At 60.0% G+C, this 21,444-nt stretch carries 18 protein-coding genes; 7 read left to right on the forward strand and 11 right to left on the reverse strand.

Features of this window, described 5'->3' with window-relative positions; genetic code table 11:
- Positions 1–204 precede the first annotated feature (204 nt).
- Positions 205–1,404, forward strand: a complete 1,200-nt coding sequence (gene fdhA, locus AB4P91_RS08035; protein ID WP_042561444.1) for a formaldehyde dehydrogenase, glutathione-independent — start codon at positions 205–207, stop codon at positions 1,402–1,404.
- 256 nt (positions 1,405–1,660) lie between these two features.
- A complete protein-coding gene (locus tag AB4P91_RS08040; protein ID WP_150598120.1) occupies positions 1,661–2,218 on the forward strand; it encodes a DUF2780 domain-containing protein in 558 nt (185 codons plus the stop codon).
- Position 2,219: 1 nt separating this feature from the next.
- Here the strand turns inward: AB4P91_RS08040 and AB4P91_RS08045 are convergent, their stop codons facing one another.
- Complete coding sequence (locus tag AB4P91_RS08045) at positions 2,220–3,107, reverse strand: acyltransferase (RefSeq protein WP_150593668.1); 888 nt, start codon at positions 3,105–3,107, stop codon at positions 2,220–2,222.
- A gap of 165 nt (positions 3,108–3,272) precedes the next feature.
- On the opposite strand from AB4P91_RS08045, the gene AB4P91_RS08050 reads away from it, so the two are divergent.
- The 3 genes from AB4P91_RS08050 (at position 3,273) to creC (ending at position 5,946) form a co-directional block, all read left to right on the forward strand.
- Positions 3,273–3,779: an ATP-dependent zinc protease gene (locus tag AB4P91_RS08050; RefSeq protein WP_150593669.1), complete on the forward strand. Its 507-nt coding sequence runs from the start codon at positions 3,273–3,275 to the stop codon at positions 3,777–3,779.
- 68 nt (positions 3,780–3,847) lie between these two features.
- A complete protein-coding gene (gene creB / locus AB4P91_RS08055; protein WP_150593670.1) occupies positions 3,848–4,528 on the forward strand; it encodes a two-component system response regulator CreB in 681 nt (226 codons plus the stop codon).
- Entirely contained in the window at positions 4,528–5,946 is a 1,419-nt protein-coding gene (gene creC, locus AB4P91_RS08060) for a two-component system sensor histidine kinase CreC (protein ID WP_395604603.1), read from the forward strand. The genes creB and creC overlap by 1 nt, the downstream gene beginning before the upstream one ends.
- A gap of 15 nt (positions 5,947–5,961) precedes the next feature.
- On the opposite strand, the gene AB4P91_RS08065 is transcribed toward creC, so the two are convergent.
- Positions 5,962–6,924, reverse strand: a complete 963-nt coding sequence (locus tag AB4P91_RS08065; RefSeq protein WP_395604948.1) for an acyltransferase family protein — start codon at positions 6,922–6,924, stop codon at positions 5,962–5,964.
- 217 nt (positions 6,925–7,141) lie between these two features.
- On the opposite strand from AB4P91_RS08065, the gene creD reads away from it, so the two are divergent.
- Complete coding sequence (creD, locus tag AB4P91_RS08070) at positions 7,142–8,512, forward strand: cell envelope integrity protein CreD (protein WP_395604604.1); 1,371 nt, start codon at positions 7,142–7,144, stop codon at positions 8,510–8,512.
- Between the two features lie 289 nt (positions 8,513–8,801).
- Here creD and AB4P91_RS08075 read toward each other — a convergent pair whose 3' ends face one another.
- The 8 genes from AB4P91_RS08075 to AB4P91_RS08110 form a co-directional block, all read right to left on the reverse strand.
- Entirely contained in the window at positions 8,802–9,431 is a 630-nt protein-coding gene (locus AB4P91_RS08075; RefSeq protein WP_395604605.1) for a glutathione S-transferase, read from the reverse strand.
- Between the two features lie 208 nt (positions 9,432–9,639).
- Positions 9,640–9,819: a DUF4175 domain-containing protein gene (locus AB4P91_RS08080; RefSeq protein ID WP_150688016.1), complete on the reverse strand. Its 180-nt coding sequence runs from the start codon at positions 9,817–9,819 to the stop codon at positions 9,640–9,642.
- Positions 9,816–10,946 (reverse strand): PepSY domain-containing protein, encoded by a 1,131-nt coding sequence (locus AB4P91_RS08085; RefSeq protein WP_150593677.1) that lies wholly within the window; start codon positions 10,944–10,946, stop codon positions 9,816–9,818. The genes AB4P91_RS08080 and AB4P91_RS08085 overlap by 4 nt, the downstream gene beginning before the upstream one ends.
- A 190-nt stretch (positions 10,947–11,136) precedes the next feature.
- Entirely contained in the window at positions 11,137–13,572 is a 2,436-nt protein-coding gene (locus AB4P91_RS08090; protein ID WP_395604606.1) for a TonB-dependent siderophore receptor, read from the reverse strand.
- A gap of 230 nt (positions 13,573–13,802) precedes the next feature.
- Positions 13,803–14,777, reverse strand: a complete 975-nt coding sequence (locus AB4P91_RS08095; RefSeq protein ID WP_395604607.1) for a FecR domain-containing protein — start codon at positions 14,775–14,777, stop codon at positions 13,803–13,805.
- A complete protein-coding gene (locus AB4P91_RS08100) occupies positions 14,774–15,250 on the reverse strand; it encodes an RNA polymerase sigma factor (RefSeq protein WP_263596247.1) in 477 nt (158 codons plus the stop codon). The genes AB4P91_RS08095 and AB4P91_RS08100 overlap by 4 nt, the downstream gene beginning before the upstream one ends.
- A gap of 385 nt (positions 15,251–15,635) precedes the next feature.
- Positions 15,636–16,343 carry a PolC-type DNA polymerase III gene (locus AB4P91_RS08105; protein ID WP_150593681.1) on the reverse strand — a complete coding sequence of 236 codons (708 nt, stop codon included), beginning with the start codon at positions 16,341–16,343 and terminating at the stop codon, positions 15,636–15,638.
- Entirely contained in the window at positions 16,340–18,280 is a 1,941-nt protein-coding gene (locus AB4P91_RS08110) for a putative nucleotidyltransferase substrate binding domain-containing protein (protein WP_150593682.1), read from the reverse strand. Before AB4P91_RS08110 ends, AB4P91_RS08105 begins: the two co-directional genes overlap by 4 nt.
- Before the next feature lie 253 nt (positions 18,281–18,533).
- On the opposite strand from AB4P91_RS08110, the gene AB4P91_RS08115 reads away from it, so the two are divergent.
- Positions 18,534–18,980: a response regulator gene (locus AB4P91_RS08115; protein ID WP_150593683.1), complete on the forward strand. Its 447-nt coding sequence runs from the start codon at positions 18,534–18,536 to the stop codon at positions 18,978–18,980.
- Between the two features lie 102 nt (positions 18,981–19,082).
- On the opposite strand, the gene AB4P91_RS08120 is transcribed toward AB4P91_RS08115, so the two are convergent.
- Positions 19,083–21,260, reverse strand: a complete 2,178-nt coding sequence (locus AB4P91_RS08120) for a malate synthase G (RefSeq protein ID WP_150593684.1) — start codon at positions 21,258–21,260, stop codon at positions 19,083–19,085.
- Positions 21,261–21,444 lie beyond the last annotated feature (184 nt).

Raw genomic sequence — 21,444 nt, forward strand, 5'->3', positions numbered from 1 at the left:
CTGGCAAGTCGAATCGTCGCACCGCAGCTCCCACAGGGATTTTTGTTGGTTACAAAATTTCAATCCAACCCGAATCCTGTGGGAGCTGGCTTGCCAGCAATGAGGCCATAACAGGCAACACATACACAGCATCTGTACCCGAGCACTCAACGCGCTGCCTGTCTGGGCAACGCGGTTCCATAAAAACAACAGCGAGGTGAAAGCATGTCTGGCAATCGTGGTGTGGTGTATCTCGGCGCTGGCAAGGTCGAAGTACAGAAAATCGACTATCCGAAAATGCAGGACCCGCGCGGTCGCAAGATCGAGCACGGGGTCATTCTCAAAGTGGTTTCCACCAACATCTGCGGCTCCGACCAGCACATGGTGCGCGGCCGTACCACGGCGCAGACCGGTCTGGTGCTGGGCCACGAGATCACTGGCGAAGTGATCGAAAAAGGCTCCGACGTCGAAAACCTGAAAATCGGCGATCTGGTGTCCGTACCGTTCAACGTGGCTTGCGGGCGCTGCCGTTCCTGCAAAGAGCAACACACCGGCGTCTGCCTGACCGTCAACCCGGCCCGTGCCGGCGGCGCTTACGGTTACGTCGACATGGGCGACTGGACCGGTGGCCAGGCTGAATACGTGCTGGTGCCGTACGCCGACTTCAACCTGCTGAAACTGCCGGACCGCGACAAGGCCATGGAGAAAATCCGCGACCTGACTTGCCTCTCCGACATCCTGCCAACCGGTTATCACGGTGCAGTCACCGCGGGCGTAGGTCCGGGCAGCACGGTTTACATCGCAGGTGCCGGCCCGGTCGGTCTGGCCGCTGCCGCATCGGCACGCCTGCTCGGCGCAGCGGTAGTGATCGTTGGCGACGTCAACACCATCCGCCTGGCCCACGCCAAAGCGCAGGGTTTTGAGATCGTCGACCTGTCGAAAGACACCCCGCTGCACGAACAGATCGCCGCGCTGCTGGGCGAGCCGGAAGTGGATTGCGCGGTGGACTGCGTTGGCTTCGAAGCCCGTGGACACGGTCACGACGGCGTCAAATCCGAAGCCCCGGCCACCGTACTCAACTCGTTGATGGGCGTCGTGCGCGTGGCCGGCAAGATCGGTATCCCGGGCCTTTACGTGACTGAAGATCCGGGCGCCGTCGACGCCGCGGCGAAAATGGGCAGCCTGAGCATTCGTTTCGGCCTGGGCTGGGCCAAATCCCACAGCTTCCACACCGGCCAGACGCCGGTGATGAAGTACAACCGCCAACTGATGCAGGCGATCATGTGGGATCGCATCAACATTGCCGAAGTGGTTGGCGTGCAGGTCATCAGCCTCGATCAGGCGCCGGAAGGGTACGGCGAGTTCGATGCGGGTGTACCGAAGAAGTTTGTGATTGATCCGCACAAGTTGTTCAGTGCGGCGTAATCATCAGGCAACGAAAAACGGCGACCTTCGGGTCGCCGTTTTTATTGGAAGATCAGATCAGGAGCGACCCCTCACCCCAGCCCTCTCCCTCTGGGAGAGGGTTAGGGTGAGGGCACTCGCTGGTTTCACGATTTATATACGCGAGCGCGGTAAATATGGACGCACTGCTTCGGAACATGCCGGAGGACTTCCGGTCAAAACGGCAGTTTTCACCGCCCGTGATGGGTGGTTCTCACGCCACAAGAGGATGTCTGAAATGAAGATTGCACGCGGTTTTGCCTTGGCCTCATTGATGGCGCTGGCCGCAGGCCCCGCGCTTGCCGGTTTCAGCCTCAACGATGTAGCGGGGGCGGTTTCGGGCATGCAGGGCGGTGACAAGGCTGCCGCCGCGGCGCCGACCTCGGAAACCGCCGGTCTGTTGAGCGCGCTTAGCGCTTTGGACGTCACGCCGCAGCAAGCCGTGGGTGGCACCAGTGCGATGCTGGGCCTGGCGAAAAACCAGCTGAGCAGCACTGACTACTCGCAGCTGGCCAAGGAAGTGCCGGGCATCGACAAGCTCTCGGGTGGCAGCGGCAATCTGGCGGCATTGAGCGGTTTGCTCGGTTCGTCGGGCAAATCCGCCGGTCTGGAAAACGCGCTGGGCAACGTCAAGGACACCCATGACCTGAACAATGCGTTCAGCGCGTTGGGCATGGACAGCGGCATGATCGGCCAATTTGCCCCGGTGATCCTGCAATACCTCGGTCAGCAGGGCGTCGGTGGTTCGCTGTTGAGCAGCCTTGGCAGCATCTGGGGCACCGGCACCGGTAGCTGAATCAGCTCCGCTGGCCGCGTAACTCGGTGATGCGTTGATCCTTGAGCGTCCAGAGTTGGTTGACCCAGTTCTGGACCTTCTCGCGAAACACCGGATCGTTGGCGTAATCGCCCTGCCACAGCGCGGGGTCGAGTTCGCGGGTCTGGATGTCGACGATCACTCGCGGCACGCCGCCGCTGATCAAGTCCCAGAATCCCGGAATCTTCTGCTGTGGATAAACCACGGTGACGTCGAGAATCGCGTCCAGCTGTTCACCCATCGCCGCCAGCACAAACGCCACGCCGCCGGCCTTGGGCTTGAGCAATTGGTTGAACGGTGATTGCTGCTGGCTGCTTTTGGCCGCCGTGTAGCGCGTGCCTTCCAGATAATTCACCACCGTCACCGGCTGGCGCTTGAACAGCTCACAGGCGGCTTTGGTGATGTCCAGATCCTTGCCCGCCAGCTCCGGGTTTTTCGCCAGAAAAGCCTTGGTGTAGCGCTTCATGAACGGGTAATCCAGTGCCCACCAGGCCAAACCCAGGAACGGCACCCAGATCAGCTCCTTTTTAAGGAAGAACTTGAAGAACGGCGTGCGTCGGTTGAGGGTCTGGATCAGTGCCGGAATGTCGACCCACGACTGATGGTTGCTGACCACCAGATACGAGGTGTCCCGGCGCAGGTTTTCGCCACCGCGAATGTCCCACTGAGTCGGGATGCACAGGCGGAAAATCAGCTTGTCGATTTCCGCCCAGGTCTCGGCGATCCACATCACTGCCGCTGATGCATGATCGCGCCAGCGGCCGGGCGCAATCAGTTTGAGCAAGGCAAACACCAGCAACGGCCCGATCAGGATCAGGGTGTTGAGCAACAGCAGCAGGGTGACGAAACAGCCGGTGAGCAGGCGGCGCATAAGCAACTCTTTGAAGACGGATGTGCTCGCCATGATAAGCAGCTTCGGGCGACAGGCCAAATTTGCGCTGACGAGTGTTTCACCTTTGATCTTGGGTTTGCCGAACGAATTCAAAGACAACGGTCTAAAATCCCATTGCCTAACTCACCCAAGGAAGTCCCTTACGTGAAATCCCTCCTTGCACTGTTTGCCCTTGTCGCTCTGCCGGTCATGGCCGCTGAGCCGACCCTCTACGGGCGCTATGAATACATCGCGTTGCCGGAAATCGGTGGTGAAGTGCTCAAGGCCAAGATGGATACCGGCGCGCTGACTGCCTCGCTGTCGGCCAAGGACATCGAGACCTTCACCCGCGATGGCGACGATTGGGTTCGTTTCCGTCTCGCCACCAAAGATGCCAGCAACAAGGTTTATGAACACAAGGTCGCGCGCATCAGCAAGATCAAAAGCCGTTCCGACGAGGACGACGAGGAGCGCGAAACCACTGAAGCGGCCAAACGCCCGGTGGTGGATCTGGAGCTGTGCCTGGGTAACGTCAAGCGTACCGTGGAGGTCAACCTGACCGACCGCAGCCATTTCAACTATCCGCTGCTGATCGGGGCCAAAGCCTTGCGTGAGTTTGACGCGGCAGTAAACCCGGCACGTCGTTACACGGCTGACAAGCCTGACTGCTAAGTGGTCTCATTGACGTAACGTCAGGCTTGGGGCAACGTTCGCGCACATAACCCACGGGCTCGGATGCCATGCCTCATATCCTGATTGTCGAAGACGAAGCGGCGATTGCCGACACGCTGATTTTTGCCTTGCAGGGCGAGGGGTTCACCACCACGTGGGTGAGCCTTGGCGAGGCGGCGCTTGAGCATCAACGGCAGACGCCGGCCGATCTGATCATCCTTGACATCGGCCTGCCGGACATCAGTGGTTTCGAAACCTGCAAACAGCTGCGGCGTTTCAGTGAAGTGCCGGTGCTGTTCCTCAGTGCTCGCGATGCCGAGATTGATCGTGTGGTGGGGCTGGAAATCGGCGCTGACGACTACGTGGTCAAGCCGTTCAGCCCACGGGAAGTCGCGGCGCGGGTGAGGGCAATCCTCAAGCGTATGGCGCCGCGTCCTGTCATTGAGGCCACTTCGACACTGTTTCGCATTGATCCCGAGCGCGTCCAGATCAGCTATCGCGATCAGACATTGAGCCTTACGCGCCATGAATTCCGCCTGCTGCAATGCCTGCTCGAACAACCGGAGCGGGTGTTCAGTCGCGAACAATTACTCGATGCGCTGGGCGTGGCCGCCGATGCCGGATACGAGCGCAGCATCGACAGCCATATCAAAAGCGTACGCGCCAAATTGCGCCTGGTCCGCGCTGAAGCCGAGCCGATCCAGACCCATCGTGGTCTCGGCTACAGCTACAGCCCGAGGCATAGCTGATGTCGTTGGGCCTGCGAATTTTTCTGGTGTATGTGCTGTTTGTCGGCCTGACCGGTTATTTCGTGCTCAACACAGTGATGGAAGAAATCCGCCCCGGTGTACGTCAGTCCACCGAAGAAACGCTGGTTGATACCGCCAACCTGATGGCGGAGATCCTGCGAGACGACTTCAAGGCCGGCACCCTCAGTGAGAATCGCTGGCCGCAATTGCTCCGCGCTTACGGCGAACGCCAGCCGCAAGCGACGATCTGGGGCTTGCCGAAGAATCAGGTCAACCACCGCATCTATGTCACCGACGCCAATGGCATTGTCGTGCTGGACTCCAATGGCGTGGCGGTGGGGCAGGACTATTCGCGCTGGAACGACGTCTACCTGACCCTGCGCGGTGAATACGGTGCCCGTTCCAGTCGCAGCGATGCGGATGACCCGAGTTCTTCGGTGATGCACGTCGGCGCGCCCATTCGTGACAACGGCCGCATTATCGGTGTGGTCACGGTGGCCAAGCCCAACAGCTCTTTGCAGCCGTATGTTGATCGCACCGAGCGGCGCCTGTTGCTTTACGGCGCCGGGTTGATCGGCCTCGGTCTGCTGTTCGGCGCATTGCTATCGTGGTGGCTGAGTCGCGCGCTGCATCGCTTGACCGGTTACGCTCAGGCCGTCAGCGAAGGGCGGCGGGTGGAAGTGCCGCACTATCGCGGTGGTGAGTTGGAGCAGCTTGCGACAGCGGTGGAGCAGATGCGCACGCAACTGGAGGGCAAGGCCTACGTCGAGCGTTACGTGCACACACTTACCCATGAACTGAAAAGTCCACTGGCGGCGATTCGTGGCGCGGCGGAGTTGTTGCAAGGTGAGATGGCACCGGTGCAGCGCCTGCGTTTTGTCGGCAACATCGACAGCGAAAGTGCACGAATGCAGCAGTTGATCGAGCGCTTGCTGAATCTGGCGCAAGTGGAGCAGCGCCAGGGTCTGGAGGAACGCGTGGCCGTGCCGCTGGCAGTATTGGTCGATGAGTTGTTGCACGCCCAGGCTGCGCGAATTGAAGGCAAACAGTTGCGCGTTGAGCAAGCGGTCGCGGCGGATCTGTTGCTGATCGGCGAGCCATTTCTGCTGCGTCAGGCGTTGGGCAATCTGCTGGAGAATGCGCTGGATTTCACCCCGCGTCAGGGCTTGCTGCGCGTGAGTGCCGAACGGTTGGGGGAACAGATCGAAGTGCGCTTGTTCAATGAAACCTCACCGATTCCTGATTACGCCTTACCGCGTTTGACCGAACGTTTTTACTCGCTGCCGCGTCCGGACAGTGGGCGCAAGAGCACCGGGCTTGGGCTCAATTTCGTTGAAGAAGTGGTCAAGTTGCATGGTGGCCAACTCGCGATCTGCAATGTGCCGGGCGGTGTGCAAGTGACAGTGCGCCTGCCTTAGAGGCATTGCGCAGGCTCAGGTTGGCGCCGATGCCTGTACAGCGCGCTGACGATGCTTGCGATGGATATATTGCAGCGCCGGTTGCTCGACCAGACGCCAGGACACGGTTGCCAGCGCAATCACGATCAGCGTGGACACCAGCATCGACCAACCAAAACCAAGCGACGTTTTGTTTATCACGAGTTGCTGTACCGGGAATGCGTAAAGATAAATGCCGTAGGAAATATCGAAGCGCCCGCGAATGCTTTGGTCGACATACAGTAAGCCGATACTCACGGTGGCGATACAAAAGCCAAGCGTCGCGAGTACACCGGCCAACGTCGTCCCGATGCTGACCAATACCAGGCCAATCCCGGCTGCCAGCGTGATAGCCAGCACGCGCGGGTCGCTCAAGTGTTGTTTATAGAAAGCCATCACGGCCCCGGCAAAGAACGCGATGCCGGCCGTGCTGTACACCGCCAGTTTCTGCGCCAGCGCGCCCGTCACGTGATTGCCCAGAACGTAGGTGGCCATCACAAACATCGCCAACAGAATCCAAGGCAGCAGAGATCGTCGGAAGAGTCCAAGCGCGAGCGCCAGCAGCAGATAAAAACCGAACTCGATTTTCAGTGTCCACAAACTGCCATTAAAGGAGTCGGCGAAAATAAAGCCGTCGGTAATTTCTCTGATGTCGGCCCTGCCAAAAACCGAAATACGCATGAAGTCGATCAAGGCACTTGAACCGCTGACATAACCTTCGGCGAACAGACTGCCAGCGATATAAGTCATGACGAACGCGCATAGGATCAACGCGGGGAAGATTCGCGCGACGCGTTTGCTCAGGTAATCGCCGAAGCTGCGCGCATTGATGTAGCTCTGGGTAATCAACAGGCCGGATATCGCAAAAAACACGGTGACGGCGATGCCGCCCAGCGAGTTGTAACCGGCAATACCCGGTTCTTCCCGGCCCGATAGTACAAAGTGGTGACTGACCAGCACCAGCAACGCAGCGATGTGCCTGATCAAATCGAATGAGTTGTTGTGCAACGTGATAGTCCTTTACCCAAAGAGTGTTCCAGGTGAGCCGGTTTGAAATAAACCGCGCTTGCCGAGAAACGGGTTCTACACGTATTTCCACGCAAATCCCACACAACCTCCATAACAAAACCATGCAGCGCTCTCAGACTCGATCCCATTCCAACAAGGGAGCGTCCTTATGAACCGAAGTCTGACCATAAAACTCGGGGCCATTGGCCTGTTGATCCTGCTGTTGCTGGTGCCGTTGCTGATGATTGACGGCGTCATCGATGATCGTCAGCAACTGCGTGACGGCGTGCTTGAAGACATCGCCCGCAGCGCCAGTTACAGCCAGCAGTTGAGCGGGCCGGTGATGGTGGTGCCGTATCGCAAAGTGGTGCACAACTGGAAGATCAACGACAAGACCAATCAGCGGTATGACGAGCCTGGCGAAGAGCGCGGGCGTTTGTACTTCCTGCCGGAACGCTTCGAGCTCGATGGTCAGGTGCAAACCGAACTGCGCGCGCGGGGCATTTACGAGGCGCGGCTGTTCCACGCCGATAACCGCATCAACGGGCATTTCTCCCTGCCGGCGCAATTGGGCATCAAGGAAGACTTCGTCGACTACCAGTTCGATGCACCGTTTCTTGCGGTCGGCATCAGCGACATTCGCGGCATCGAAAACGCCTTGAAACTGGAACTCGACGGCCAGCGCCTGGACTTCGTTCCCGGTACGCAAGTCGGCTGGCTAGGCGAAGGGGTACGGGTGACGTTGCCACCGCTCGACGCCAGCAAAACCACGGAACTGGCGTTCGGCTTTGATCTGCGCCTGCAAGGCACCGGCTCGCTGCAAGTGCTGCCGGTGGGCAAGAGCAGCAGCGTGAGCCTCACCGCCAATTGGCCGCATCCAAGTTTTATCGGCAACTTCCTGCCGGCCAAACGTGAAATCAATGACGCCGGTTTCAGCGCTGACTGGCAGACCACGTTCTTCTCCACCAACTTGCAGGACGCCATGAGCCGCTGCGTGAGCAGCAATGATTGCGAGGCCTTCAACGCCCGCAGCTTTGGCGTGAGTTTCATCGATCCGGTGGATCAGTACCTGAAGAGCGACCGTGCGATCAAATATGCGCTGCTGTTCATCGTGCTGACGTTCGCCGGTTTCTTCCTGTTCGAAGTGCTCAAGAGCCTGGCGGTGCACCCGGTGCAGTACGCGTTGGTGGGTGTGGCGCTGGCGTTCTTTTATCTGTTGTTGCTGTCGCTGTCGGAGCACATCGGTTTTGGCCCGGCGTATCTGCTATCGGCCAGCGGTTGTGTGGTGTTGATCGGGTTCTATGTCTGCCATGTGCTGCACAGCGTGCGGCATGGCTTGAGTTTTTCGGCGGGTTTGGCGGCGTTGTATGGCTTGCTCTATGGCTTGTTGAGCGCCGAGGACTATGCGCTGTTGATGGGCTCGTTGCTGCTGTTTGGCTTGTTGGGGGTATTCATGGTGCTGACGCGCAGACTGGATTGGTACGGGATCGGGCAGAAACCGGCCAAGTCGCTGGAGTTTGATGTGGAGGCGATGCAATGAGTGGATTGCGAGAGGATCAGCGGGAGGCTGAGGTGCTGGTGACGCTGATTGTTGCGTCACTACCGCCGGAACCGAGATGGTGCCATCGCTGGCAAGCCAGCTCCCACAGGTTCTGTGCTGAAGCAGATTTCTCTGTCACACCTGGATCCCACAGGTTCTGTGCCGTACCGGATATCTCTGCCATACCTGTATCCCACAGGTTCTGTGATGAAACAGATATCTCTGTTACACCCATATCCACTGTGGGAGCTGGCTTGCCAGCGATGAGGCCGGAACAGACATCGCCGATCTAGGGCTTGGGCATGGTCGCGATCATGGACGGTCGCTGACTGACTTCAAAGAACCAGTTGGCCAGTTGCGGGTTGGCCTCGCGCCAGCCCAGGTCCGGGAAGCGCAGGTCGAGATAACCCAGGGCACAGGCCACGCTGATCGCGGCAATGTCGAAGAGGCTGGTCAGCTCGGCGATGGCGTCGTTCTCCAGCAGATCCAGAGCGCGGCGGATTTTCTCGCGTTGCGCTTCGAGCCACTCGTCCCAGTGTTTTTCTGGCGCGCGCAGCACCAGTTCATAACGCACCATGACCGAAGCATCCATGATCCCGTCCGCCATCGAGGCCAGGGTCAGGCGCCGCCAGCGGGCCGAGCCTTCGCGGGGGATCAGCGGGTTGCCGACATGCTGGTGATCGAGGTATTCGAGGATGACGCGGCTGTCATGGATGACGGTGCCGTCGGCCAGGCGCAGGGCCGGAATCTTGCCCAACGGGTTGTCGGCGTTGAGCTCGGCACTCGGGCTGACCGGGCTGAGGACGCAGTCTTGCAACGCAACGCGATCCTGCTGACCGGTCTCATGCAGCAACACCATCACTTTGCGTACGAACGGGGAGAGCGTGTTGTGGAACAGGGTCATGCTGGGGGCGGACATTGGCAAACCTCGGTGGTCGTCGAAGAGCAGGAGGTTAGCCTAGTCATAAGCCGCGTAGCTGGCGAGGAGTTTGAGGGTGCCCCTGAGATTGCCATCGCGGGCAAGCCAGCTCCCACAGGTTTTGTGCTCAATGCAAATTCCGGGTTCACTGGTGCTCACTGTGGGAGCTGGCTTGCCAGCGATGAGGCCATCACGGGCAACCTGAAAATCACCCGTGCTGCAGCAATCCTTTTATGGCCAGAACCGCAGGCACGCCCAGCCCGATCCAGCTCAACGCATCCCAGAGGCCATCACCCAACAATGCCGCGAACAACCCCGCCGCACTGAGCAACGCAATCACCAGCGGCGTGCTGAACACCTTCCAGAAATTCGACTGACGCGGCTTCATGCGCAGGCCTCCGCAGTGTCCAGCACAGGCTTGGCTGCCCTGCGCCGAACCACCCACAGGTACACGCCACTGCCGAGCACGATGATCGTCAGCACATCGAGCGTCGCCCAGAGGATTTTCATTGGCATGCCGCCATAGTCGCCAAAGTGCAGCGGCTGCGACATGCCCATGGCGTCCATGTACCACGGGCGTTCGGCCACGGCGGTGACCTTCAACGTCGTGGCGTCAATCAGTACCGGCGTCAGCAGGTGTGAGGTCAAATGCGTACCGCCCTTCATGAACACCGAGTAATGGTGCTCGCTGGAAAAACGCGTGCCGGGGAAGGCGATGAAATCCGGCTTCATGCCTGGGGCAACTTCCGCCGCAATATCGAGCAAGCGTGTGGCCGGTGCCAGGTGCGTCAGCGGCGGTGCATCGCGATAGGGTGCGACCAGCGTGGTCAGCGCATCGTTGCGCCAAGCGGCGATGAGCAAGTCGGCGCAGGCGCTGATCACGCCGGTCACGCCCACGACCAGCGCCCACGTGAGGGTGACGACGCCGATCAGGTTATGCAGATCGAGCCAGCGCAGGCGCGTGGATTTGTCCTGGCGCACGGTGCCGAATTTCAACCGGCGCATGAACGGCAGGTACAACACCGTCCCCGAAACAATCGCGATGACAAACAGCAAACCCATGAACGCCAGCAGCAGTTTGCCCGGCAGCCCGGCGAACATGTCGACGTGCAGGCGCAGGATGAACAGCATCAAACCGCCGTTGGCCGAAGGCGTTTCCAGCGCTTCGCCGGTGCGCGCGTCGAGCATGAAGGTGTGCGAGGAGTTCGGTTCGGTGTCGGCGGTTTTCGCCATGATCGCGAATGCGGCATTCGGCTCTTCGTCGTCGTAGCCGAAGTACTGCATGACCTCGCCCGGGCGATGCTTCTGCGCGGCGTCGACCAGTTGTTGCAGGTTGAGCTGCGGCGTGTCGGCCGGCATCTCGCGCAACTCGGGGGCGTTACCCAGCAGATGGTCGATTTCGTGGCTGAAAATCAACGGCAGTCCGGTCAATGCCAGCATCAGCAAAAACACAGTGCAGATCAGGCTGGTCCAGGTGTGAACGAACGACCAGCGGCGAATTGTTTTACTTTTCATTGCATGACCTTCAAAAACACCAAAGCCGTCCACAGGGAACGGATCTTTGTCGTCTGACAGACCGTCTTCGCGAGCAAGCTCGCTCCCACAGGGTCATGCGCCATTTTTGAAGGGCGCAAATCCTGTGGGAGCGAGCTTGTTCGCGAAGAGGCCCTCACGGAGGGTAAAGGGCCTGTTTCAGCTCAGTCGCTTACCACTTGTAGGTGGCGCTGGCGACGACGCTGCGCGTGTCGCCGTAGTAGCAATAGAAGCTGTCGCAGGTGGAAATGTATTCCTTGTCGAACAGGTTGGTCGCGTTGAGTGCCAGCGACGCACCTTTGAGGCTGTTGTCCAGACGACCGAGGTCGTAATGCACGCTCGCGTCGAACACGGTGTAAGCGTCCGCCTTGCCCAGCCAGGTGTTGGCTTTGTCACCGTAGGTGTTGCCGGTGTAACGCACGCCGGCGCCCACGCCGAAACCGTCAAGCACGCCGGTGTGCCAGGTGTAGTCGGTCCACAGCGAGGCCTGCTGGTTCGGCATCAGTTGCAGGCGATTGCCCTTGTCGGCGCCATTCTGCACTTCAGACTTGGCCAAGGTGTAGGCGGCGATGACTTTCAGGTTTTCGGTGACGTCGGAGACCGCTTCCAGCTCCAGGCCTTTGACTTTCACTTCGCCGGTCTGGCTGGTGATCGACACGCCGTCGACGAAGGTGTTGACCGAGACGTTCTTTTGGGTGAGGTCATACACGGCGGCGCTCAGCAGGGTCTTGCTGCCCGGCGGCTGGTACTTGATGCCCAGTTCCCATTGCTTGCCTTCGGTGGGCTTGAGCGAACCGGTGGAGGTGGCGTCGGCGCCAGTGGTCGGCTGGAAGGATTCGGCATACGACAGGTATGGCACGAAACCCGAATCGAATACATAGCTGAGCGCCGCGTTGCCGCTGAACGCCTTGTCGCGCTGGGTGTTGGTGGCATCGCCTCTGTTGATGAACTGAGTGCTGGTGTGGACCCAGTCTTCACGCCCGCCGAGGGTCAGGCGCCACTGGTCGAGGGCCATTTGGTCCTGCACGTACAGGCCGGTCTGGTAGGTCTTCTGGTTGTAGTCGTAGAACGCCGTGGAGCGCGCCGGACGCACGATTGGCTGGCCGTAGATCGGGTTGATCACGTTGGTGCCCGGGGTGGTATCCGAAAAGCCGAAAATCGAGGTGTAGTTGGTGTTGCTGCGCTGATGATCCAGACCCAGCAGCAGGGTGTGGCGGATGTCACCCGTCGTGAAGTCGGCCTGGAAGTTATTGTCCACGGCGAACTGGCTGATGTCCTCATCGACGCTCGTTGACGAGCGACCGACGTTGCCCTGGTCATTGACTTCAGTGAATGGATACGAGCCAACCGTGAGTGCCTGGAACGACAGGTCCGACTTGGTGTAACGCAGGTTCTGCTTGAACTGCCAGGTGTCGTTCAGGCGATGTTCGAAGGCATAACCCAGCGCGTAGTAGGTGCGGTCGTAATATTCCCAATCCGGATCACCGAGATTTTTGTGATGGGAAATATCACCGAATGGCGATTTGATTTTGGTGCCCTGAATCGGCAGGAACTGGCTGGTTATGCCGGTATCGTCGCGGGTGAATTGCGACAGCAGGGTGAATTTGGTGTCGTCGTCGATGTTCCAGGTCAGGCTCGGCGCAATGTTGTAGCGCTTGTTGTCGACGTGGTCGACCTGCGTACCGCTGTCACGCACCACGCCGCTGATGCCATAGAGAAACTGACCGGCCTCGTCGATCTTGCCGGTGCTGGCGAAGTTGATCTGGCGATGGTTGTCGCTGCCGTACTGCAACTGGATTTCACTGCTGGCGACGTCGCTTGGGCGACGGCTGACCATGTCCAGCAAGCCGCCCGGCGGGGTCTGGCCGTAGACGGACGACGCCGGGCCGCGGAGCAGGGCGAGGCGGTCGAGGTTCCAGGTTTCCTGTTTCGGATTGGCGTACACACCTTTTGGCAGCGGCAGACCGTCGAGGAACTGGGTCGGCTCGAAGCCGCGTACGCGCAGCCAGTCGGCCCGAGTGTCGCTGCCGTAGCTGCTGGCGGTGATGCCCGGCATGTACCGCACGGCGTCATCGAGACTGTGCACGCCTCGGTCTTCCATTTGCTGACGGGTCGCTACCGAGATCGAACGTGGCGCTTCGACCAGTGCTGTGTCGGTTTTGCTGCCGGCGGCGGTGCGGGTGGCGGTGTAGCCCTCGACCGGGCTCCAGGCTGTTTCCAGATTCTCTACGCCGATGACCGATGTTTCCGGCAGCGCCATCACGCCTTCCGGCACAGCCACCAAGGTGTAAGTGCCGGTGCTGCTTTGTTCCAGTTGCAGGCCGGTGCCACGCAGGGCTGCACGCAAAGCGCCGGCGGCGTCGTATTGGCCGCTCACGGGCGCTGACGTTTTGCCCGCCGCCAGCGCCGGGTTCAGCGACAGCGCGAGGCCGCCCTGACTGGCGATCTGGTTCAGGGTGGTCGACAGCGGCGCGGCCGGCAGGTTGTAGGCGCGAACGCTGGACGCTTGTTCAGCGGCGATCAGTTGGCTGCTGACCAGCGGAGCGCTGAGGGCAATGGCAACCGCCAGCAAACTGGGGCGCAACAAGGTGTCTAGCGAACGGGACATACGGAGGCTCCTGAATGAAAATATTTCTCAATTGCCTGTGTGCCGGATGAAAATCAAAAAGTGATAGGGCTGGATGAAAATAATTTCGATTAACTGGAAATGGAGACTGTGCGGGCCTCATCGCTGGCAAGCCAGCTCCCACATTTTTCAGGGCTATACACAAAACTCATCCTCAGCACAAACCCTGTGGGAGCTGGCTTGCCAGCGATGGCGGCAGCTCAGGCAACCAATTACTCAGGTGTGGTATCAGCCTTCGCCACGGTGACCCAATACGGTGTGTGCTGCTCGATCTGCACCGGCAGGGTCGGTAACAGCGCGCTCAAGGCTTTATCGGTGTCATGCAACGGGAAGCTGCCGGTAATGCGCAAATCGGCCACTTCCGGCGCCACGCCCAAATGCCCGCGGCGATAGCGACCCAGTTCATGGACCAGATCGCTCAGTCGCGCGTTGTCGACCACCAGCATCCCGCGAGTCCAGGCATCGGCGCCGGGAGTGAGGGCGACAATCGAGCCGAGCCCGTCACTGCGCAGCAGCACTTGCTGGCCCTCGCGAAGGATCTGTTCTTCAGGGTTCGATTGCGTATGTGCCGCCACCGCCGATTGCAGCACGCTCAGGCGCGTGCCTTGTTCCTCGCGCTTGACCAGGAACCGTGTGCCGAGCGCGCGCATGCTGCCTTCGCGAGTCTCGACAATGAAAGGTCGCGTATCGCCGTGAGCGGTTTCGATGAGGATTTCGCCTTCCTGCAAAACAATCAGGCGCTGCTTTTCATCGAAACGCACATCCACGGCGCTGTGGGTATTGAGGTTGAGCAACGTGCCGTCGGCCAACCGCACAATGCGCTGTTCGCCGGTGGCGGTACGCTGGTCGGCGAGCCAGTAATCGAGCGGCAGATAGCGTTCACCGGCAAACAAGGTCAGACCCACCACCGCGACAACACTGGCCAGACCACTCCCCAATTTGCGTACGCGGCGGCGAATGCTTTCGCGTGATTGCAGCAGCGCACTGCGGGCTGGCCCTTTGGCGACGCTGAATCGCTGATCGAGCATGCCCAACTGGCGCCAGGCGCGGGCGTGTTCTTCATGGGCCGCATGCCACTTGACGAATTCTTCGCGCTCCAGCGGACTGCTGGAATCGAGCGTCAGTTGCCAGGCTATCGCCGCGTCCAGCACATGCGCCGGCACCGATCTGGAACTGGCCGGACTCATGTTGGCTCACCGTACAGCGCGATATAGCACTGACGAATGCCTTGAGCGAGATACTGGCGCACGCGGGGCACCGACACACCGAGCTTCTGGGCGATCTCGGCATGGCCGAGGCCATCGAGGCGGTTATAAAGGAACGCAGCGCGGGCCTTGGTCGACAGTCTGCCGAGCAGGCGGTCGATGGCCTTGAGGTCTTCGAGGATCAGTTGCTGTTCTTCCACCGATGGTTGTTCACCTTCGGGAATCAGCATCAGTTCGGTGAGGTAAGCCTGTTCGAGCGCAGCGCGGCGGAAGTAATCGAACAGCAGACCTTTGGCGATCGCGACCAGGAAGGCCCGGGGCTCGCGCGGTGTCAGCAGTTCATCGCGGCCGAGCAGGCGTACGAAAGTGTCCTGGCTCAGGTCTTCGGCACGCTGCGGACACGCCACATTGCGCCGCAGCCACGCCAGCAGCCAACCGCGATGGTCGCGATACATCGCACCGACGAGCTCACTGTGAGGGCTTGGGACTGACGACACCGGACATCACCGATTGGGAAATATTAACTAACGCGAACTGTTCGCGATTGTGGCAGAGGTGGGAATGGTTAGCAATTGGCCACTGGTCGGGTGGTTGTTGCTTAGGGGCAGGCCCTCACCCTAACCCTCCCCCAGGGGGAGAGGGGACTGATCTGGGGATATTCCGGAGATAAACCGACCTGAGCGTTCTGTGCCGAATCCACAACCGACCCAGGTCTGATGCCGTGGCTGATCCATAATCGCCGCGGACTTTCAGGTCGATGGATAGCGCAAGACACCTCGGTCGGCCCCCTCTCCCTCCGGGAGAGGGCTGGGGTGAGGGGCTTTTGATTGATCTAGAGACTCAGAAAGAGGGCGCCTGCTGCCGACGTTTCCACTGGCTCAATCGCTGCTGCAAATTCAACGGACTATGAATCTGCTGCCCCCGCGCCCGACTGAACAGTATCAACGCCAACTCCGCCGTCGCCAGCGCATCGGCACTCGCGTTGTGCCGCTCGAAGACCTCAAGCTTGAACCACTCGATCCACTCATCCAGCCCGGCCTCGCGAATGTTCGCCTGTGGGCACACCAACGGCGCAATGTCGGCGACATCCAGAAACACATGCTGCAATTTGTGCCCCAGATGTTCCTTCAGCGCCCGTCCGAGCATGTGCTGATCGAACGGGGCATGAAACGCCAACACCGGGCTGTCACCGACAAACTCCATGAATTCCACCAACGTCTCGGCCGGGTCGCTGCCAGCGGCGATCGCGTTCGGCCCAAGGCCATGAATCAACACACTGGCGCCGAGCTTCACCTCCGAGCATTGCAGCGTGCGTTCGAACTGCTGGCTGAAGTCGATCGCGCCGTCCTCGATTACCACGGCGCCAATGGACAACAGTCGATCCTTGTTCAGGTTCAGCCCGGTGGTTTCGAGGTCGAGCACCACCCAGCGCTGTTCGCGCAGGCTGCAATCGCCCAGTTGATTGATCGCCGGCAGGCTCGCCAGACGCTGTTGCAGATCAGCCGGCACCACCGGGCTGGCCGGACGCAGCCACGAAAACAGACTCATAGCTGATACCGCAACGTCAGGCTGCTTTGCAGGCGTTGGGCCTGACGCAGCGATTCACGCAGGATGCGCCGGTCCAGGTGATTGAGGCTGTCGGGATCGACCCGGTTGGAATACGGCAGGTTCTCGCGACTCTGGATCTGATGCTGCTGCATGCGCGTTTGCTGAATGAAGTGATAAGCCTCCTCATATGCCGCGCCGTCGAGTCGCTCGATGACTCCCTTCTCCACCAACTGACGGAAGCGTTCCAACGTATTGTTGGCATCGATGCCGTTGGCCAGCGCGAGCAATCGCGCACCATCCACGAACGGCGTCAGGCCCTGGACTTTCAGATCCAGGGTGGCTTTCTCGCCGTTCTTGCGCGCCAGCACAAACTCACGGAAGCGTCCCACTGGCGGGCGATTGCGCAGGGCGTTGTCGGCCATCATGCGCTGGAACAAGCGGTTATCGCCGATCTGATCGAGAATCCCCCGACGCAATTGCGCACAGCCCTGTTCATCGCCCCACACCACGCGCAGATCGAAATAGATGCTCGACCCCAGCAGGTTTTCCGGTGTCGCCTCGCGGATAAACGACGCGAAACGCCGCGCCCATTCTGCGCGGGACAGGCACAGCTCGGGGTTGCCGGCCATGATGTTGCCCTTGCACAGCGTGAAGCCGCACAGCGCCAGGCTCTGGTTGATCTGCTGGGCAATCGGCAGCAGTTTGCCGCGAATTTCCGCGGCATGCGCCGCATCACGGGCATCAAAGAGAATGCCGTTGTCCTGATCCGTGTGCAGCGTCTGCTCACGGCGGCCCTCGCTGCCGAAACACAACCAACTGAACGGCACCCCCGGATCACCTTTTTCGGCGAGGGTCAGTTCGATCACCCGGCACACGGTGTGATCGTTGAGCAGGGTGATGATGTGCGTGATCTGCGTCGAGGACGCGCCATGAGCCAGCATGCGTTCGACCAATTGACCGATCTCGCCGCGCAGGGTCACCAGTTGTTCGACGCGTTGGGCGCTGCGGATGGTCCGGGCCAGATGCACCAGGTCGACCCGCTGCAGGGAAAACAGATCGCGTTCGGACACCACGCCGCACAAGCGCTGATCCTTGACCAGGCAGACGTGGGCGATGTGCCGTTCGGTCATGGCAATGGCGGCATCGAAGGCGCTGTGGTCCGGCGACAGATAGAACGGCGCGCGGGTCATGTGGCGTTCGATGGCTTCGCTGAAATCGCCGACACCTTCGGCCACCACGTGGCGCAAATCGCGCAGGGTGAAAATGCCCAGCGGCGCCTTGTGCTCATCCACCGCAACGATGCTGCCGACCTGTTGCTCGTGCATCAATTTCACCGCTTCGCGCAGTGGCGTGTCGGGGCTGCACGTCACCGGATGGCGCATCGCCAACTCGCCGAGGCGGGTGTTCAGCGAATACTGGGTGCCGAGATTTTCCACGGCTTTCTGCTGGACTTGCTGATTGACCTGATCGAGCAGGCTGCTGACCCCGCGCAAGGCGAAGTCGCGGAAGGCGCTGGAGAGGGCGAACAGTTTGATGAACGCCTGTTTGTTCAATTGCAGGCAGAAAGTATCTTCACCGGCCAGATGCTCGGTGCGAGTTGCCCGCTCACCCAGCAACGCGGCCAGGGGAAAGCATTCCCCGGTGGTGATTTCGAACGTGGTTTCAGTGCCGCCCTTGGCCGTGTGCGGACGTTCGCCGACCACGCGGCCCTGTTTGACGATATGGAAGTATTCCACCGGGCCGTCGGCAGGTTTGATGATGCTCTCGCCCTGACCGTAAAACCGCAGCTGACACTGCTCCACCAGATAGGCGAGGTGGGCGTGTTCCATCTGATTGAAGGGCGGGAAGCGCTGGAGGAATTGCAGAGTGCCCTGAATGTTCTGCAATACCGCGGTTTTCCCTGCCTGGGTGAAGGCGTCCGCTTTACTCATAACCATTACCGCAGTCTTTTTCGAATTGTTGTTGTCGGATCGTTGCAGCCATGGTCGACCCCTGCGGCCGGGGTGCCCATTGGACGTAAGTCTAGGTTGGCGATGCCGTTGGGCATATTTGGGAAGTGACCTACACATTCAGTCGGAAATTCGCCCGCCCGGCTATTGGAAATAAATCCGACGAAGTGCACATTGAAGCTCTGCCTGGCGATGTCTGACGACTGAGCCAGGTGATTGATTGGGAAATGTAGAGAACGCCATGTCCGACCACGATATTTTGAGCGACGCCGAGCGTGAAGCGCTCAGCGCTGTAATGCTCGAACCCGACCTGCCGCCGCAGCGTGTACTGATCGTCGATGACGACAAGGACGCCCGCGAGCTGCTCGCGGAGATTCTGGCGTTGGACGGCATTCGCTGCATGACCGCTGCCAGTGGCGAAACCGCACTGAAGATGCTCGATGAGAAACCTTCGATCGGGCTGGTCATCACTGATCTGCGCATGGGCAACGTCGGTGGACTGGACCTGGTTCGTCAGGTGCGCGAATCGGTGCGGGCGGCGATGCCGATCATCATTGTGTCGGGCGATGCCGATGTGAAAGACGCGATCGCGGCGATGCACTTGAGTGTGGTGGACTTTCTGCTCAAGCCGATTGATACCGCCAAGTTGCTGGGGTTGGTCAAGCATGAATTGGGGATTGAGCCTTAGCGCCACCCGATCATTCCAACGCGGAGCGTGTGAACGATCAAGAATCAAAAAAAGCCCTGATCCAACGATCAGGGCTTTTTCATATCCAGCGTCTACGCAGAATTACAGGCCGTTGGCAGCCTTGAACTCACGACGACGACGGTGCAGAACCGGCTCGGTGTAACCGTTCGGCTGTTTGGTGCCTTCGATCACCAGTTCGACCGCCGCCTGGAAGGCGATGTTGCTGTCGAAGTTCGGAGCCAGCGGACGGTACAGCGGGTCGTTGGCGTTCTGACGATCGACCACCGGCGCCATGCGCTGGAGGCTTTCCATCACTTGCGCTTCGGTGACGATACCGTGGCGCAGCCAGTTGGCGATGTGCTGGCTGGAGATACGCAGCGTCGCACGGTCTTCCATCAGGCCGACGTCATTGATATCCGGCACTTTCGAGCAACCCACGCCTTGGTCGATCCAGCGCACCACGTAGCCGAGAATGCCCTGGGAGTTGTTGTCCAGTTCGTTCTTGATCTGCTCGGGTGTCCAGCTCGGATTGACCGCCAGCGGAATGGTCAGGATGTCGTCCACGGACGCGCGAGCACGTTTGGCCAATTCGGCCTGACGAGCGAACACGTCGACCTTGTGGTAATGCAGCGCGTGCAGCGCAGCGGCGGTCGGCGATGGCACCCAGGCGGTGTTGGCACCGGCCAGTGGGTGAGCGATTTTCTGTTCGAGCATCGCGGCCATCAGGTCGGGCATCGCCCACATGCCTTTACCGATTTGTGCACGACCTTGCAGGCCAGTGCTCAGACCGATATCGACGTTCCAGTTCTCGTAGGCGCCGATCCATTTCTCGGCCTTCATGTCGGCCTTGCGCACCATCGGGCCGGCTTCCATGGAGGTGTGGATTTCGTCGCCGGTGCGGTCGAGGAAACCGGTGTTGATGAACACCACGCGCTCGCTGGCCGCCTGGATGCAGGCCTTGAGGTTGACCGTGGTACGGCGCTCCTCGTCCATGATCCCGACTTTCAGGGTGTTGCGTTTCAGGCCAAGCACGTCTTCGATACGGCCGAACAGTTCGTTGGTGAACGCGGCTTCTTCCGGGCCGTGCATCTTCGGTTTAACGATGTAGACCGAGCCGGTGCGAGTGTTCTTGCGCGAAGTGTTGCCGTTGAGGTTGTGCATCGCCGCCAGGCAAGTCACCAGACCGTCGAGGATGCCTTCCGGTACTTCGTTGCCGTCTTTGTCGAGGATCGCGTCGATGGTCATCAGGTGGCCGACGTTGCGCACGAACAACAGCGAGCGGCCATGCAGGGTCACTTCGCCGCCATCGACTGTGGTGTAGCTGCGGTCCGGGTTCATGGTGCGAGTGAAGGTCTGGCCGCCCTTGGCGACTTCTTCCGACAGATCGCCCTTCATCAGGCCGAGCCAGTTGCGGTAGATCACCACTTTGTCGTCGGCATCGACGGCCGCCACGGAGTCTTCGCAGTCCATGATGGTGGTCAGCGCGGCCTCCATCAGCACGTCTTTGACGCCGGCCGCGTCGGTCTGGCCGACAGGGGTGCTGGCGTCGATCTGGATTTCGAAATGCAGACCATTGTTTTTCAGCAGGATCGCAATTGGCGCGTTGGCGTCGCCCTGGAAGCCGATCAGCTGTGCATCGTTACGCAGACCGCTGTTGCTGCCGCCCTTGAGGGTGACCACCAGTTTGCCGTCAGCGATTTTGTAGCCGGTCGAATCGACGTGGGAACCCGCGGCCAGTGGCGCGGCTTCGTCGAGGAAAGCACGGGCGAAGGCGATGACTTTGTCGCCACGCACCTTGTTGTAGCCTTTGCCTTTTTCCGCGCCACCGTCTTCGCTGATCGCGTCGGTGCCGTAGAGGGCGTCGTACAGCGAACCCCAGCGAGCGTTCGAGGCGTTGAGGGCAAAGCGCGCATTCATCACCGGCACAACAAGTTGCGGGCCAGCGGTACGGGCGATTTCGTCATCGACATTTTGCGTCGTTGCCTGGAAATCAGCCGCTTCTGGCAGCAGATAACCGATTTCTTGCAGGAAGGCTTTATACGCCACGGCGTCGTGCGCCTGGCCCGCGTGTTCCTGATGCCAGGCATCAATGCGAGCCTGGAAGTCATCGCGTTTGGCGAGTAGGGCTTTGTTCTTCGGTGCCAGGTCGTGAATGACCTTGTCGGCACCTTCCCAGAATTTTTCGGCGGTGAGGCCGGTACCGGGAATGGCTTCGTTGTTCACGAAGTCGAACAGGACTTTGGCGACCTGCAGGCCACCGACTTGAACGTGTTCAGTCATTGCTTGCCTCACTCTGCTCAGCTATTTCGCTTTTCAGCTCTTCAATTTACCAATGAAGCCTCTGGCCATTTAAACCACAAACCTGCCGACCAGTACATGCCATTGCTGGCGGCTGGGCTGGGACCAATCAACGGCTTGGGGCCTTGCTGACGGGGCTTTCAGGATTGCGAACATGCCTTGGGCA

The sequence above is a fragment of the Pseudomonas sp. B21128 genome, assembly GCF_044218865.1.
In the GTDB taxonomy this organism is placed as follows: Bacteria; Pseudomonadota; Gammaproteobacteria; order Pseudomonadales; family Pseudomonadaceae; genus Aquipseudomonas; species Aquipseudomonas iridis.